Raw genomic sequence first — 16506 nt, 5'->3', positions numbered from 1 at the left:
GATCTACTCCGGGTCCAGCAGGCCCTCGGGCGGATCGATCTCGATCGTCTTGTCGGCCAACGACACCGAGGTCACGATCGCCGCCACGAAGGGGACGAGTATTTCCGCGCGTGTGGCCTCGACGAAACCGGGGCCCGGCGTGATGGAGAGCAGCTCCCCCGCTGCCGAGTGCAGGACCTCACGGACCGTTCCCACTGCCGAGCCGTCGGTCAGAACGACGGTGAGTCCTTCGAGTTCGTGATCGTAGAATTCGTCCGGATCGTCGGACGGCGGCAGATCCGTCGACTCGACGACGAACAGAGTTCCGCGGATCTGGTCAGCGGTCGTCTTGTCGTCGATGCCGTTCAGACGCAGCAGAAGCCGCCCGGAGTGTTCCCGGACGGCGTCCACCGTGTACGAGGAAGGAGCAGCGTTCGATCGGGGCTTGCGGCCGCGAAGAACGGTCCCCACTGCGAAGCGATCGTCGGGGTCGTCGGTACGAACCTCGACGACAACTTCGCCTTTGATGCCGTGCGATTTGGCAACACGGCCGATGACCAGCTCCATGGTTGTCTACGTGACCTAGTGGTCTGTGTCGACCACATCGACACGAATGCCGCGACCACCGATACCCGAGACGAGTGTGCGCAGCGCCGTGGCGGTGCGACCGCCGCGTCCGATGACCTTACCGAGATCGTCGGGGTGCACGTGGACTTCCACGGTGCGACCACGACGGCCGGTGATCATCTCGACGCGAACGTCATCGGGATTGGCGACGATGCCGCGAACTAGATGTTCGACGGCATCGGCGACAACGGCACTCACTTCTCAGCAGCCTCGGCGGCCGGCGCGTCTGCCGTCTCGGTTGCTGCTGCGTCGGTCGTCTCCGCGGCGGCGTCGTCGGACTTCGGAGCCTTCTTCTTCTTGGCGGTGGTGGCCTCGCCCTGGGGCTCGGAGTCGGCCTGCGCCAGTGCAGCGTTGAACAGGTCGAGCTTCGACGGCTTGGGCTCGGCGACGCGGAGGGTTCCCTCGGTGCCGGGGAGGCCCTTGAACTTCTGCCAGTCACCGGTGATCTTCAGCAGTGCCTCGACAGGCTCGGTCGGCTGCGCGCCGACGCCCAACCAGTACTGAGCCCGCTCGGAGTTGATCTCGATGATGCTGGGGTCCTGCTTGGGCTCGTACGTGCCGATGGTCTCGATCGCACGGCCGTTACGACGGGTGCGAGCATCGGAGATCACGACGCGGTAGTGCGGGGTGCGGATCTTGCCGATACGCATGAGCTTGATCTTGACAGCCATGTTCTGGTGGAGCCTTTCGAAAGTTGGTCACGGCGCAATTCAGCGGTTCGCACGGCATGCGAACCCGGTTTTGCGTTGAGGGTTGTTGTGACCGCCGCGCGGTACGTAACCGGATGACGGGCGAACAGCTGTTCATTGTGCCAGACGAGCGGGGCGATCGGTGAATCGCCCGGCAGGACCACTCGGTCAGGCAAGCAGAATCAACAGGGCGGGCAGGGTGTTGTTCAGCGAGTGGGCCGTGGTCGACGCGACGATCGACCCGGTCCGCATTCGGGCGATGCCGATAGCCAGCCCGCCCCACAGCAGAATCACGAAGCGCCACCATTCACGGTGCCAGATCGCGAACACCACCGCGGTGATCGCAAGAACGACCCATCGGTTGCCCAGCCAGGCCATCGGCATCGGGCGGGTCCGCTTCTCGAACGCGCCCCACAGCATGCCGCGAAACATCGTCTCCTCGCAGATCGGTGCGCCGATCCAGATCCACACCGCCAGAACGATCTTCCAACCCAAGGCGGTGCCCGTGACGTTGCCCAGTGGGGTCTGGTCCTCGAGGTCAAGGCTCGACAACAGCACCAGCCCGAGGAGCAGACCGCCGACCACGGCGACACCACCCCAGGCCAATCCGGAACGAATCTGGCCGAGCAGTTCGGAACTCGATGTGGGCAGACCGAAATCCACAACGGGGCCGTTGCCACGAGACATCGAGATCGCCACGGCCAGTCCGGCCGCGAGCAGGCTGGGAATCATGATCCCCACGACGAACAGAGCCGAGGTCTCGGTCGTCACCACGAGTCCGAGCAGCAGGAAGCCCGCCAGGTTGAGGCCGAGAACGAGCGCGGCTGCCGGTAAACCCCAACGCTGGCCGGGCCGACGCTGTTCGGCGGCCTGTTCGGCCCGCCAGTAGGTTTCGGACAAACCCGAGCCCGGCTGCTGGACGTGATTCATCGGTGCCATTCCGGCCCAGCTCGGGCGGTTCGGATCGAACTGCCCGCCGCCGTTGTACGGATCAGTCATCCTCGGCTCCCGATCCGCTCGTCGTGCGGCCGCGCCGGTTGGTCACGCGTCCGCGCAGTATCACCAGCTCCGGGTTGGCCAGCAGGTCCGGTCCTCCGCGCGGATCCTCGGAGTAGACGACGAGATCCGCGGGCGCGCCGTGCTCGAGCCCCTGCCGACCCAGCCACGTCCGTGCGTCCCAGCAGGCAGCACCCAGTGCATCCGTCGGAGAAAGTCCGACGCTCGCGAGTGCGGCGACCTCGTCGGCGATGCGACCGTGTGCGATCGACCCACCTGCATCGGTTCCCGCGTAGATGGAGACCCCGGCATCGTGCGCACGGCCGACGGTGTCGGCGACGCGCGCGTGCAGCGCCCGCATGTGCCGGGCGTACACGGGGTATCTGGTGGCGGAATCGGCGATGCCGGGAAACGTCTCGATGTTGATGAGCGTCGGCACCAGAGCGGTGTCGTGATCGACCATCATCTCGATGGTCTCGTCCGTCAGACCGGTGCCGTGTTCGATGCAGTCGATTCCGGCCGCGATCAGTCCGGGGAGCGCATCCTCGCCGAACACGTGGGCGGTCACCCGCGCGCCCTCGGCATGAGCGGCGGCTATGGCATCGACGAGGATCGAGTCGTTCCACAGCGGCCGAAGATCGCCCACCGAGCGATCGATCCAATCGCCGACGAGTTTCACCCAGCCGTCGCCGAAGCGAGCTTGTTGGGCGACCGCTTCGGGCAGCTGCGATTCGTCTTCGATGTCGATTGCCAGACCCGGTATGTAGCGCTTGGACGACGCGATGTGACGGCCCGCTCGAATGATCCGGGGAAGGTCGTCGTACTCGTCCAGTGCGCGGGTGTCGACCGGGGATCCGGCATCACGCAACAGCAGTGCGCCGACGCCCCGCTCCGTCTCGGCCTGCCGGATCGAGCCGTCCAGGTCCGTGTGTCCGCCACCGTATTCGATGCCCACGTGACAGTGGGCATCGACGAGACCGGGCAGAATCCAGCCGCCGTCGTTCACGAAATCCGCATCCGCAATCGGCTCCGTGGACAGGACGCCGCCGTCGATCCAGAGATCGATCTCGGACCCGTCCGGCAATCCGCGGCCCCGCACCCGCATCGCCGACACCTGCTGCGCTTACTTCTTCGGCAGTTTCAGCTGCGAGAGGTCGATGCCCTCCAACCCTGGCGGCAACTGGTCAAGACCCTTGGGCATGGACGACAGGTCGGGCATTCCCGCAGGCATTCCGCCCGGCATTCCCGGGAATCCACCGCGGATCTTGGGCTGCGTCGGGCCGCGTGCACCCTTCTTGCCTTTCTTGCCCTTCTTGTTGTTCCGCACCTGCTTGCGCGCGCCCGGCATGCCCATCCGACCGGCCATGGCCGACATCATCTTGCGCGCCTCGAAGAATCGGTCCACGAGCTGATTGACGTCGGAAACCTTGACTCCCGAGCCGTTCGCGATGCGCAGTCGCCGCGACGCATTGATGATCTTCGGGTCGGTGCGCTCCTGCGGCGTCATGCCGCGGATGATCGCTTGCACGCGGTCGAGTTGCTTCTCGTCGACGTTGGCGAGCTCTTTCATCTGGCCGGCTCCGGGCAGCATGCCCAGCAGATTTCCGATGGGACCCATCTTGCGGACGGCCATCATCTGCTCGAGGAAGTCGTCGAGAGTGAGCTGGCCCGAGCCGATCTTGTTGGCCGTTGCCTCTGCCTGCTCGGCGTCGAAGTGTTGCTCGGCCTGCTCGATGAGGCTCAGGACATCGCCCATGCCGAGGATGCGGCTGGCCATCCGATCGGGGTGGAAGACGTCGAAGTCTTCGAGCTTCTCGCCCGTCGACGCGAACATGATCGGTTGGCCGGTCACCTCGCGGACGCTCAGAGCGGCACCGCCGCGAGCATCGCCGTCGAGCTTGGTGAGCACCACGCCGGTGAAGCCGACGCCGTCGCGGAACGCCTCGGCGGTGCTGACTGCGTCCTGCCCGACCATGGCGTCGAGGACGAACAGTGTCTCGTCCGGCTCGACCGCATCGCGAATGCCCGCGGCCTGACTCATCAGCTCGGTGTCGATGCCGAGCCGCCCGGCGGTGTCGACGATGACGACGTCGTACTGCTTGCTTCGTGCCTCGGCGACTCCGGCTCGGGCAACCTCGACGGGATCCGCTGCCGAAACGCCGAGCGCGTTGTCCCCGCCACCGATCGACGTTCCCGGATGCGGCGCGAACACAGCTGCACCTGCGCGCTCGCCCACGATCTGGAGCTGGCTCACGGCTCCGGGGCGCTGCAGATCGCACGCGACGAGCAGCGGAGTGTGGCCTTGGCCCTTGAGCCATTTGGCGAGCTTGCCGGCCAGTGTCGTCTTACCCGAGCCCTGCAGGCCGGCGAGCATGATCACCGTGGGGGGATTCTTGGCGAAGTCGAGTCTGCGAGTCTCGCCGCCGAGGATGCCGACCAGTTCCTCGTTGACGATCTTGACGACCTGCTGTGCCGGGTTCAGCGCACCCGATACCTCGGCACCCTTGGCCCGGACCTTGATGCGACCTATGAACTCACGTACGACGGGCAGTGCCACGTCCGCTTCGAGCAGGGCCAGGCGGATCTCACGGGCCGTGGCGTCGATATCCGCGCCGGACAGCCGACCTTTGCCACGCAGGTCCTTGAGAGTCCCGGTCAACCTGTCGGAAAGGGATTCGAACACCGATTGCACTCCTGAGCTAGCCGATCACCGAAATCGAGTCGAATCCGGCACGGTCACCAGACTAGCGCCAGCACGCCCCGTCGTCGCTGGGGCGTTCGACAGTCGTGTCGTTTCACGGGACGGAAAGGTCAGGCGTTGCGTGCGGAATCGTTCCACGTCACTGCGACACCCCGCGTCGAGAGCCACTGTGCCGGATCGACCTTCACGCCGGAGGGATCGTGTACCTCGAAGTGCAGGTGCGGTCCGGTCGACTGGCCCCGGTTGCCCACCGTGGCGATCTGCTCCCCGGCCGACACCCGCTGACCTTGCTGCACCGAGAAGTCGTTGACGTGCCCGTAGACCGTCTCGGTGCCGTCGTCGTGCCGAACCTTGACCCAGAGACCGAACCCGGAAGCGGGGCCGGCGTCGGAGACCGTGCCGTCGGCGGCCGCGAAGATGGGTGTGCCGATCGGTGCCGCGACGTCGAGGCCGCTGTGCTGAGCGCCCCACCGCGAACCGAAATTGGACGTCAGCACCCCTGCGACGGGCTGAACCGTTGTCTTCTTCAGTGAACGGAGACTGTCGAGCGGCATCGCTCCTCCGTCACCGATCTGCCCCAGGCCCACATCGTCGAGCCACTGCCGTGCTGCGGCACCGGGATCGGCCACACCGAATGCGGCCAGGGGGTCGGGACTCGGCACCGCGGCGGTCTCCGGCGCGGGCGGGGCGTCGACCGGCGTGGACTCCGGGGGTGCGGACTGTGGCGGCACCGCAGGCGGAGGTGCGAACTGCGGCGGCACGAACTGCGGCGGCACGAACTGCGGGAGCTCGAACTGTGGCGGCACGAATTGGGGTAGCTCGAATCCCGCGGGCAGCAAGCCCTCCGGGACGGCGAAGGGAAAACCGGCTGCGGGCGGCTCGGGGATCGGAGCGGCACCCGCGGTGCCTGCGCCCATCGACGTCGCGCCGACGACGATCGCACCGGTCGCCGCAACGATGGTCGCGGCCCGTCGGCCGGTATCGGGGGTCTCTTCTGCGGCGCGGTGTTTGCCGCGTGTCGTGTCCGTTGCTGTGCCGGCCGGCGTGTAGATGGTCGACCGTCGGTGGGATCCCACAGTTCGTGCCTCTCGCATTAGCAGGAGTGGAGCCTGCAGGAACTACCTTCGTGGTTCGAGCAGTTGGTGCCCGCAGGAGTGTGACCGCGACGTGTCGTCCTGCATTAGGTGACGAACATAACAAACAGGTATCGGAGGTAAACGCACCGGCCGAAAGTTCGTGAGAAGTCACCACGGCGAGTCGGTCTTCGCCCGTATACCGACCAGCAGTCAGGTGCCTTCGGGCTTTTCCGGGGGCTTGGGCGGCTCCGGGGCGGGCACGACCGCGAGTATCGCTCGCTCCAGTTGCTCACGGACCGCCCGGCTGTCCGCTCCCGCCAAATCGATGCAGAAGGAGTCGACCACCGAGCTGCCCAGTGTCGAGACGCGGGCCCAACGGATGTCCGAGCCCTGCTGTTCGATGGCACTTGCCAATCGGCAGAGCAGACCGAGACGGTCCTCGGCTCGTAGTTCCAACACCACTTGACCGGGTTCGTTGTCGTCGAACCACAACACCCGAGGCGGGGCCTGGGCGTAGAGGACCGGGACTGCAGAATCTTCTCCGTCGCCGTCCGCGGTCTCGGGCCTGGCGTCGCGTTCCTTGGCGTCGAGTACTGCGACCAGGTCGAGTTCTCCCGCCTGTGCGCGGATGATCTCCTGCCGAAGCAGACCCGCTTGCGGCGGAGCACCGAACAGTGGTGCGACATCGAACGAATTGATCGCCGAACCCTCGTGACTGCCGAGGGAGGCGGAGAGCACACGCAGCGAGTGCAGAGCCAGAACCCCGGCCGCATCCGAGAGCAGCCCCGGGGTGTCGGGCGCGATGACCGTCACCACGAAGGTGTGGAGTCCATCGGTCGGTGTGATGTCCACGTGCACACCTCCCCGTGCTGCCAGTTCGATGTGGGCCGGGTCGAGTGCATCCGGGGACGGGAGCTGCTCCCCCGCCATCACCAATCGGCAGCGCCGCACCAATTCGCGGATGAGCGATGCCTTCCAGTCACCCCAGACGCCGGGACCGGTGGCGAGCGAATCGGCCTCTGCGAGAGCATGAAGCAGCTCGAGGAGAATCGTGTCGGCACCGAGTGCGTCGACGACGGTCTGCACGGTTGCGGGATCGTCGAGGTCGCGACGGGTGGCAGTCTCCGGCAGCAGCAGGTGGTACCGCACCATCGCCGTCAACAGCGCCACATCGGACGGCCACAGCCCGAGCCGGTTTCCGATCTGGATTGCGAGATCCGCACCGACAACACTGTGGTCGCCGCCACGTCCCTTACCGATGTCGTGGATGAGTGCGCCGAGAACCAACAGATCCGGACGCGCAACCCTGGTGGTCAATGCACTTGCGTAGGCGGCAGTTTCGACCAGATGGCGATCGACCGTCCACGTGTGCACGGCGTCTCGAGGCGGTAGGTCGCGTACCGCGCCCCATTCCGGGATGAGCCTGCCCCACAGTCCTGTTCGGTCGAGCGCTTCGATGGCCGCGATGGCTTTGCGACCCGATCCGAGCAACACGAGCAGATCGTTGAGAGCTTCCTTGGGCCAGGGCTCACGTAGTTCGGGTGCGCTGTCGGACAGACGATTGAGCGTCGATGCAGACATCGGCATTCCGGTCTGCGCCGACGCCGCGGCGACGCGCATGATCAGACCCGGATCCTTGTTCGGCCGTGCGTCTCGGGCGAGAACGACCTCTCCCGCGTGTTCGACGACCCCCTCGTCCAGGGGACGACGGACCGGAACTCGCCGCAGGCGCGAAAGGCCCTTTCGTGGAAGCGAATTCCCGGCGGTACGCAACCCGACATCGACCGAGTAGCTGATGGTTCGAGCCGAATCACTCAGCACGCGTGCAAGATCGAACCGATCGCCGATCCGCAGCGCGGCACCGATTTCGTCGGCATCCTGCGCGCGCAGTTGATCCCGTGCGCGGCCGGCCACACGGTGTAGTTCGGTGCGTACATCGAGAAGCCGTCCGTGCGCGAACGCCAGACCGCCACCCGGTGATTCGGGCCCCAGGCCGGGCATGCCGTCGGTGACTTGGGCGATGGAGAGGGCGTCGAGCAACTGCACGTCGCGCAGTCCGCCGCGGCCGCTCTTGAGATCGGGCTCGGCGCGGTGCGCGATCTCACCGCTCCGCGACCACCGGCCGCGGGTCTGCTCGATCAGCTCGTCGAAGCGTCCGCGAATTCCCGTGCGCCACTGGCGGCGTACGCCACCGATGAGCAGATTGCTCAACTCCACGTCACCAGCGATATGACGCGCCTCGAGCATCCCGAGCGAGGCCGTCATGTCTGCCGCGGCCACCTGCAGGGCCTGCGGCACAGTGCGCACGCTGTGGTCGAGCTTGATATGGGCATCCCACAGCGGATACCAGAGCTTGTCCGCGACGTCGGAGACGATGCGTGGTTCCAGATCGTCGTGCAGCAGGATCAGGTCCAGATCCGAGTAGGGCAGCAGTTCGCGGCGCGCCAGACCGCCGACAGCGACGATCGCGAAACCGGAGTCGGGTTTGATCCCGAGCTCGGCCCCTTTGGTGGTCAACCAGAATTCGTGCAGATCGACCAGAGCCTGCCTGAGCGAAGGTGCATCGAGACGACGGTTGCGCGTGCCGCCGTCGAGTAGTTGTTTTCTGGCCCGAGCGAGATCTGCTGCAGCATCGCTCGTGCCCTTCGATGCGGAGCCCGTGGAGACCGAAGGCCCCGATCCTGGCGCTTTCGCGCCAGAACCGGGGCCCTCGGCCCGAGACCCTTTGGGGTCAGAGTGCATCGGCGCCACGTTCTCCGGTACGGACTCGGATGACCGAATCGACCGGGGAAACCCAGACCTTGCCGTCACCGATCTTGCCGGTGCGAGCGGCCTCGACGATGACCTCGACGACCTTCTCGACAGCTGCGTCGTCGACGACTACCTCGACACGTACCTTCGGGACGAAGTCGACCGAGTACTCCGCACCTCGGTACACCTCGGTGTGGCCCTTCTGACGGCCGTAACCCTGAACTTCACTGACTGTCATTCCGAGTACGCCGGCCTGCTCCAGCCCCGTCTTGACGTCCTCCAGGGTGAACGGTTTGACGATTGCCGTGATCAGCTTCATTTTTGCTTCCCTTCACAAGACCTCGAGTGCCCGTTGTCGTACGGTGCAGCGTTCACGTCTATCTCTACCTTGTCAGGCGAAATCATATGCAGTCTCGGCGTGCTCGGCTTCGTCGATACCGTTCGCCTCCTCCTCGTCCGTCACACGCCAGCCGAGAGGCTTGAGCGCGAACGCGATGACTGCGGTGACGATGGCGGTGAAGATCAGCGCGAACAGCGCGATGACGATCTGCACGACGAGCTGCTTGTAGTCGCCGCCGTAGAACAGGCCGGTCTCGGATCCGAGGAAGCCGATTCCGATGGTTCCCCACAGGCCTGCGACGAGGTGAACGCCCACGACGTCGAGCGAGTCGTCGTAGCCGAACTTGAACTTCAGGCCGACAGCCAGTGCGGAGAGCACACCGGCGATGACACCGAGGATCATTGCGCCGACCGGCGTCAGTGCGCCTGCGGCCGGGGTGATCGCGACCAGACCTGCAACGATGCCCGAGGCAGCACCGAGGCTGGTGGCGTGGCCGTCACGGATGCGCTCGGTGATGAGCCAGCCGACGATGGCAGCTGCCGTAGCCGCGGTGGTGTTGACCCAGGCCACGCCGGCGATGCCGTCGGCAGCGAATGCGGAACCGGCGTTGAACCCGAACCAGCCGAACCACAGCAGCGCTGCGCCGAGCATGACGAACGGCAAGTTGTGCGGGCGGTAGGCGACCTTGCCGAATCCGGCGCGCTTGCCGATGATGATCGCCAGAATCAGGCCCGCGATACCGGCGTTGATGTGCACGACCGTGCCACCCGCGAAGTCGATGGGAGCTACGTTGGCGACAGTGTCACCATCGTCGTTGACCATCGTTCCGAAAATCTTTGCAGCCAGACCCTTCTCGGATCCGGAGAGCAGTCCACCGCCCCAGACCATGTGCGCCAGCGGGAAGTACGCGAGGGTGACCCAGATGCCCGCGAAGGCCAGCCACGTTCCGTACTTGACGCGGCCGGCGATCGAGCCGCTGATCAGTGCCACCGTGATGATGGCGAAGGTCACCTGGAATGCCACGTCGATGACGTTGGCGTAGCCCCATGCGCCGGCGATGTAGTTGCCGTCGGCATCGGTGATCGAATCCTTGAGTCCGAAGAACTCGAACGGGTTGGCGAAGACGCCTCCGATGTCCTGGGTGCCGTAGGACATCGACCAGCCCCACAGGAAGTAGATGATCGAGACGACGGCCATTGCTCCGAACGACATCATCATCATGTTCAACACGGACTTCTGCTGCGACATACCGCCGTAGAAGAACGCCAGGCCCGGCGTCATCAGCAATACGAGCGATGCTGCCATCAGCATCCACGCGGCGTTGCCGGAGTTGGCCAACATATCCTCGGGACTCACGTACACCCTCCATTCTCCTGCACACCGGTTGGCGCGCCGTTACGCAAGAAGAGTGGTTTCACGAAGTTTCATCCGTGACACTCGGGTGTTTCGGACATGTGAACGCATGACCGAATTCTGTTGCAAAAAGGTTTCGTGCTGGCGTTTGTGCTTTTCGCCCGGTTCGCGGGCAACCCCGAGGTCTCGATCAGCCGAGCAGCGCGTCGACGAACGCACCCGGCTCGAACGGAGCCAGATCGTCGGCACCTTCACCGAGGCCGACGAGCTTGACGGGTACACCGAGCTCACGTTGTACCTGAAAAACGATGCCACCCTTCGCCGTTCCGTCGAGCTTGGTCAGCACGACACCGGTGATGTCGACGATCTCGGCGAAGACACGGGCCTGCGTCAGTCCGTTCTGGCCGACGGTCGCGTCCAGAACGAGCAGGACGTCGTCGACGTGAGCACGCTTCTCGATGACCCGCTTGACCTTGCTGAGCTCGTCCATCAGCCCCGATTTGGTGTGCAGACGACCCGCGGTGTCGACCAGAACCACGTCGACCCCGTTCTCGATTCCCTTGCTCACCGCGTCGAATGCCACCGCGGCCGGATCCGCCGCCTCTTTGCCACGGACCACCTCGGCACCGACTCGCTCGGCCCAGGTCTGCAGCTGGTCGGCGGCGGCCGCGCGGAACGTGTCGGCCGCCCCCAACAGCACTCGTCGTCCGTCCGCGACCAGCACCCGTGCGAGTTTGCCGGTGGTCGTGGTCTTTCCGGTGCCGTTGACTCCGACCACGAGCAGCACGGCCGGGGCACCATCGTGTGGAAGCGCGCGAATCGAGCGATCGAACTCGGGATGAAGCTGCGCAACGAGGATTTCGCGTAGCAGGGCCCTGGCATCGGCTTCGGTGCGGATACTGCGCGCCGCCATCTGCTCGCGCAGCGTGCGCACGATCTCGGTGGTGGTGGCCGAGCCGATGTCGGCGATCAGCAGGGTGTCCTCGACCTCTTCCCAGGAATCCTCGTCCAGGTCTCCTCCACCGAGCAGTCCGAGCAAGCTCTTGCCGACGGCGGACTGAGAACGGGAGAGACGGCCGCGGAGACGGTCGAGCCGGCCCTCGGTCGGATCGATGGTGTCCAGTCGAGGAGCAGGAGCCTCGGCGTCCGGGGTGGGTTCCGACAACGCCGGCTCGGCAACCGGCACCCGAGGCTCGACGACCGGCACCTCGGGTTCGAGCGCCTCCGGCTCGTCCTGGGTGGGAGTGGGTTCCTCCGGCGTCGGCTCGGCCGGGGAGGTCTCGACGGGCTTCGGCGCAGGCGGTACGGGCTTCGGCGCAGGCGGTACGAGCTTCGGCACAGGCGGTACGGGCTCGGCGGTCGCGGTGCCCTGGCTGAACGAGAAACCACTGCCCGCGGTGTAGCCACCGGACCTGTCCTTGGTGGCCGCGTCCTCGATGCGCGCGGCCTCGTCCGACTTGAGCGACACTCTCCGACGACGGGAGAGCACCAGCCCGACGACGAGAACGACCAGTAGGACGGCGGCGATCGCCGCGACGATGATCCACGCTTGGTTACTCACGTGGTCCATCCTGTCAGGCGATCACGGCCGTTCGTCACCGGTGGTGCACTCCTCGAGAAAAGCGCTGTCCCTCACCTGAGCCGTGTCGATAGCATCTGACGTCATGGAGTGGACGACGGTGCGCGACGCCGACCGATTGACGGAGATGTTCGGCGAGCCGAGCTTTCGAGCGGCGAACAAGGACCGCAGCACCCTGCACCCGCTGGACGTGCAATGGCTCGCTGCCTCGCCGTTCTGCCTGATGGGTACCTCGGACGCGAGCGGTCGATGCGACGTCTCCCCCAAAGGTGACCCGCCCGGCAGCCTGGTCCACGTCATCGACGACGCCACCATTGCACTTGCCGAACGCCCCGGCAATCGTCGGATGGACGGCTACCGCAACATTCTCGAGAACCCGTTCGTCGGACTGAACTTCTTCGTGCCGGGGCGCGGTGACACTCTGCGCATCGCCGGTCGCGCCTCACTGGTGACCGACGCACCGTTCTTCGACGAACTGCAGGTCAAGGGCCACCGACCCATCATGTGCCTCGTCGTCGACATCGAGCAGGTGTTCCACCACTGCGCCAAGGCGTTCATGCGGTCGAAGCTGTGGCAGCCCCAAACGTGGGATGCGGAGTCCATTCCCGATGTGGCGTCCCTGACGAAAGCGTTGATTCCGCAGGCCCCCGAGACCGTCGAGGAGCTGCGCGAATACTACGGACCGTCCTACTCGGATCAGCTCTACCCGAAGCAGTAGGCCTGCCCGGGCGACCCGCCTTCAGGAAACCGTGTCGGGCTCGGCGTCGACAGGCGTCGAATCGGGATCGCCTACGTCCACCGCGACACGCTCTCGGTTCAATCGCTGCGAGATGACCGTGGTGATGCCGTCACCTCGCATGCTGACGCCGTACAACGCGTCGGCCACTTCCATCGTCGGCTTCTGGTGCGTGATGACGATCAACTGCGACTTCTCGCGAAGTTGCTCGAACAATCCGATCAGTCGACGCAGATTGGTGTCGTCCAGTGCAGCCTCGACCTCGTCCATGACGTAGAACGGTGACGGTCGGGCGCGGAAGATGGCCACCAGCATGGCCACCGCGGTCAGCGATTTCTCGCCTCCGGAGAGCAGCGAGAGGCGCTTGACCTTCTTGCCGGGCGGACGTGCCTCGACCTCGATTCCGGTGGTGAGCATGTCCGACGGATCGGTCAGGATCAGCCGTCCCTCACCGCCGGGAAACAGCTTGGCGAACACTCCGGTGAATTCTCGCTCGACGTCGAGCCAGGCCTCGGTGAAGACCTGCAGGATGCGATCGTCGACGTCGGCGACAACGCCGAGCAGGTCCTTGCGTGCGGACTTGACGTCTTCCAGCTGAGTCGACAGGAAGTTGTAGCGCTCCTCGAGCGCTGCGAACTCCTCCAGGGCAAGCGGATTGACCTTGCCGAGGGTGGCGAGGTCGCGTTCGGCCCGTTTGGCGCGCTGCTCCTGGGTTACGCGGTCGAACGGCATCGGAGCCGGGGCCACCACCTGCTCACCGCGCTCCTTGGCTGCCTCGTACTCCGACATTTCGAGCTCGGTGGGCGGCAGCGCCACGTCTGGCCCGTACTCGGCCACGAGATCGTCGAGGCCGATGCCGTGCTGTTCGAGAATCGTGGTCTCGAGCTGTTCTATGCGCAGCGCAGCCTGTGCACGTGCGACCTCGTCTCGATGCACGGCGTCGGTGATCGAGGCAAGCTGCCCCTGCAGGGCGCGAACTTGCTCCTTCACCTTGTCGAGTTCGACTGTGCGCGTGGCTCGTTCGGCCGACAGCTCGTCACGCCTTCTGGCAGCAGCGGCGACGACCGAAGCCAACCGCGCTGCGACGTCCTCGCCCGCTTCGCCGACCGCCGCGGCCACTGCGGCCGCGTGCCGACGCGCCGCGCTCTCGCGTTCGGCTCGTGCCCTGGCCTCGCGCTCGGCTCGCGCCGCCCGTCGAAGCGAATCCGCCCGGCCCCGTAGGGACTGCGCCCGCTCTTCGGCGGTCCTCACGTTCAGACGCGCTTCGACTTCCACGGCGCGCACCTCGGTCAGTGCCGCAGCCGCCATCTCCCGTTCCATGGTGGTCGCCGCATCACCGTTCTCGCCGTCTCCGACGAAACCGGATTGTTCGTCCTCGGCGGTTCGCAGATTTTCCTCGAGCTCGGCCAGCCGCGCAATCGATTCCTCGCGGCTCGCCTCGGCAGAGCTGCGCTGCGTCGTCAGTCGCGCGGATTCTGCGTGCGCCGAGCGCGCCAATTGGCCCAATCTTCCCAGTTGCTCGTACACCGCGGCCATCGCGGCATCGGATTCGTTGAGCGCTGCGAGCGCTTGCTCCGCCGATTCACGACGGTCGCGCTGCTCCGCCAACGCACCGGAGAGTGCGGCATCGAGTTCCTCCGCGCGGCGGACCGCAGCCGCCAGCTCCACCGTCGACGTATCGATTGCCGATTGCACCTCCAGGGTGCTCGGACGACGGTCCGAGCCGCCGGTGACCCAACCGGGTTCGACGACATCGCCGTCCTTCGTCACCGCACGCAACTCACCGGAATCCGAGACGAGTCGGTGTGCCGCATCGAGCGAGTCGACCGCCACCACGCCGTCGAGCAGTGCCGCCATCGCCCCGGCCAACCGCTCCGGGTAGTCGATCAGATCCAGTACCCACCGAGCACCGCCGGGGAGTTCCGGGCGTCGACTCGGTTGTGCTGCAACGGCACTGCTGTGCACGATGGATGCGCGGCCGCCGTCGGCAGCACGCAGAGCCAGCACGGCGTCACGTGCGGCATCGAACGATTCGGCATGTGCGGCATCCGCCGCGGGGCCCATGGCCACTGCCACGGCGATTTCGTACCCCGGCTCCACCGTGATGTGTCCTGCCAACAGACCGGACAGACCCTCCTGTTGGTTCTCCACCAACCACCCGGCACCGTCCTTGCGTTCGAGGCCCATCGTGAGCGCCTCGATCCTGGCCTCGAACGACGCCACCCGCTTACCCGCGATGCGTTCCTCGGCCTGTAGTTCCGAGACTCGGGCGTCGGCGTGGCGCAGCGCGGCGACTGCTCGTTCGTAGTGTGTGTCGAGGCTGAGCTCGCTCGCGTCGAGGGTGCCGATCTGGTCCTGAACGCTCTCGAACTCGCGTTGTGCCGACTCACCGCGCTCTCGGGCCTCGTCGATGGCCACCGACAACCGCGCGACCTCGGCGTCGATGGACTCGACCTTGGTCCTGAAGGTGTCGACGCGGCCGGACAGGCGCGCAAATCCTTCGCGGCGGTCGGCCACCGCGCGTACGGCCGCAAGGTGGGCACGCTCGGCGGCCGCAGCAGCGGCTTCACGCTCGGCCAGCTGCTCGCGTGCCGCTTCGAGGGTTTCGCGCGCCATCTCCACGGCCTCGACGAGCTCCATCTCTTCCTCGGCTACCCGTTCCGCCTGCGCTTCGAGCTCGTCCGGGTCCTGGCCGCGACCGGTGCTCTGGACGGCGTCGAGATGCCGAGCTCGCTCGTGCGCGATACGTATCGTCGCATTCACGCGTTCGGCCAACGCGGACAGGCGAAACCACGTCTGCCCGGCCGCTTCGGCACTCGGCGTCAGCCGTGCGACAGCCTGCTCGTGCTCCCCCAGCGCAACGGTCCCGGCTTCGAGTGCGTCCTGGACCATCGCGTACTGCTCGCGTGCGGCTTGCTCGTCCTGGGTTTGATTCGCGAATTCTTCGCGTCTGGCCACCAGGTCATCGGCCACCAGACGCAGACGAGCATCGCGCAGATCTGCCTGCACCGTCTGCGCGCGCCGCGCGACCTCGGCCTGCCTACCGAGGGGCTTGAGTTGACGACGCAATTCGGTCGTGAGGTCCGTCAGTCGCGCCAGATTGGCCTGCATCGCATCGAGCTTGCGGACGGCCTTTTCCTTGCGCTTGCGGTGCTTGAGCACCCCGGCTGCTTCCTCGATGAACGCCCGCCGGTCCTCGGGTCGCGATTCGAGGATCGCCGCCAGCCGGCCCTGCCCCACGATCACGTGCATCTCCCGGCCGATACCGGAGTCGCTGAGCAGTTCCTGAACGTCCATCAACCGGCACGAGCTGCCGTTGATCTCGTACTCGCCCGCGCCGTCGCGGAACATACGCCGGGTGATCGAGACCTCGGAGTAGTCGATCGGTAGAGCTCCGTCGGAGTTGTCGATGGTCAGAGTGACCTCGGCGCGGCCGAGCGGGGCGCGCCCCGAAGTACCGGCGAAGATGACGTCTTCCATCTTGCCGCCGCGTAGCGCTTTGGCACCCTGCTCACCCATCACCCAGGTCAGGGCGTCTACGACATTGGATTTACCCGAACCGTTGGGACCCACGACACAGGTGATTCCCGGCTCGAAACGAAGAGTCGTCGCCGAAGCAAAGGACTTGAAGCCCTTCAGCGTCAGACTCTTGAGATACATAGCGTCCGTACTTTACCGG

General features: G+C 65.9%; 13 protein-coding genes. 1 reads left to right on the top strand and 12 read right to left on the bottom strand.

Going from position 1 to position 16506, the window contains the following annotated elements; all coding sequences use genetic code 11:
- Positions 1-3: 3 nt before the first annotated feature.
- The 11 genes from rimM to ftsY all read right to left on the bottom strand — a co-directional run bounded on the left by rimM (position 4) and on the right by ftsY (position 12082).
- Complete coding sequence (rimM, locus tag CH275_RS03015; RefSeq protein ID WP_094674986.1) at positions 4-546, bottom strand: ribosome maturation factor RimM; 543 nt, start codon at positions 544-546, stop codon at positions 4-6.
- A gap of 15 nt (positions 547-561) precedes the next feature.
- Entirely contained in the window at positions 562-804 is a 243-nt protein-coding gene (locus CH275_RS03010) for an RNA-binding protein (RefSeq protein WP_008717313.1), read from the bottom strand.
- Positions 801-1277 carry a 30S ribosomal protein S16 gene (gene rpsP / locus CH275_RS03005; RefSeq protein ID WP_094674984.1) on the bottom strand — a complete coding sequence of 159 codons (477 nt, stop codon included), beginning with the start codon at positions 1275-1277 and terminating at the stop codon, positions 801-803. The genes CH275_RS03010 and rpsP overlap by 4 nt, the downstream gene beginning before the upstream one ends.
- A gap of 186 nt (positions 1278-1463) precedes the next feature.
- Complete coding sequence (locus tag CH275_RS03000; protein ID WP_094674982.1) at positions 1464-2294, bottom strand: CPBP family intramembrane glutamic endopeptidase; 831 nt, start codon at positions 2292-2294, stop codon at positions 1464-1466.
- The gene (locus tag CH275_RS02995) at positions 2287-3396 is read right to left on the bottom strand and encodes an amidohydrolase family protein (protein ID WP_179275939.1); all 1110 of its coding nucleotides are present in this window, start codon (positions 3394-3396) and stop codon (positions 2287-2289) included. Before CH275_RS02995 ends, CH275_RS03000 begins: the two co-directional genes overlap by 8 nt.
- 18 nt (positions 3397-3414) lie before the next feature.
- The gene (gene ffh, locus CH275_RS02990; protein WP_094675366.1) at positions 3415-4974 is read right to left on the bottom strand and encodes a signal recognition particle protein; all 1560 of its coding nucleotides are present in this window, start codon (positions 4972-4974) and stop codon (positions 3415-3417) included.
- Positions 4975-5102: 128 nt separating this feature from the next.
- Positions 5103-6086 (bottom strand): M23 family metallopeptidase, encoded by a 984-nt coding sequence (locus CH275_RS02985; RefSeq protein ID WP_373453666.1) that lies wholly within the window; start codon positions 6084-6086, stop codon positions 5103-5105.
- A gap of 192 nt (positions 6087-6278) precedes the next feature.
- The gene (locus tag CH275_RS02980; protein WP_094675362.1) at positions 6279-8810 is read right to left on the bottom strand and encodes a [protein-PII] uridylyltransferase; all 2532 of its coding nucleotides are present in this window, start codon (positions 8808-8810) and stop codon (positions 6279-6281) included.
- Entirely contained in the window at positions 8800-9138 is a 339-nt protein-coding gene (locus CH275_RS02975) for a P-II family nitrogen regulator (RefSeq protein WP_019664269.1), read from the bottom strand. The genes CH275_RS02980 and CH275_RS02975 overlap by 11 nt, the downstream gene beginning before the upstream one ends.
- Before the next feature lie 72 nt (positions 9139-9210).
- On the bottom strand, positions 9211-10515 hold the full coding sequence (locus CH275_RS02970; RefSeq protein ID WP_373453665.1) for an ammonium transporter: 1305 nt from the start codon (positions 10513-10515) through the stop codon (positions 9211-9213).
- A gap of 187 nt (positions 10516-10702) precedes the next feature.
- Positions 10703-12082: a signal recognition particle-docking protein FtsY gene (gene ftsY / locus CH275_RS02965; RefSeq protein WP_179275938.1), complete on the bottom strand. Its 1380-nt coding sequence runs from the start codon at positions 12080-12082 to the stop codon at positions 10703-10705.
- Between the two features lie 94 nt (positions 12083-12176).
- Here ftsY and CH275_RS02960 point away from each other — a divergent pair, with 94 nt between their 5' ends.
- On the top strand, positions 12177-12809 hold the full coding sequence (locus CH275_RS02960; protein WP_094674976.1) for an MSMEG_1061 family FMN-dependent PPOX-type flavoprotein: 633 nt from the start codon (positions 12177-12179) through the stop codon (positions 12807-12809).
- A gap of 21 nt (positions 12810-12830) precedes the next feature.
- Here CH275_RS02960 and smc read toward each other — a convergent pair whose 3' ends face one another.
- A complete protein-coding gene (gene smc / locus CH275_RS02955; RefSeq protein WP_094674974.1) occupies positions 12831-16487 on the bottom strand; it encodes a chromosome segregation protein SMC in 3657 nt (1218 codons plus the stop codon).
- Positions 16488-16506: the final 19 nt, after the last annotated feature.

Origin of the sequence: Rhodococcus sp. 06-235-1A, from assembly GCF_002258785.1 — a bacterium.
Taxonomy (GTDB): domain Bacteria; phylum Actinomycetota; class Actinomycetes; order Mycobacteriales; family Mycobacteriaceae; genus Rhodococcoides.
The sequence above is the reverse complement of the archived record's forward strand: the minus strand, read 5'-3'. Positions and strand labels throughout refer to the sequence as shown.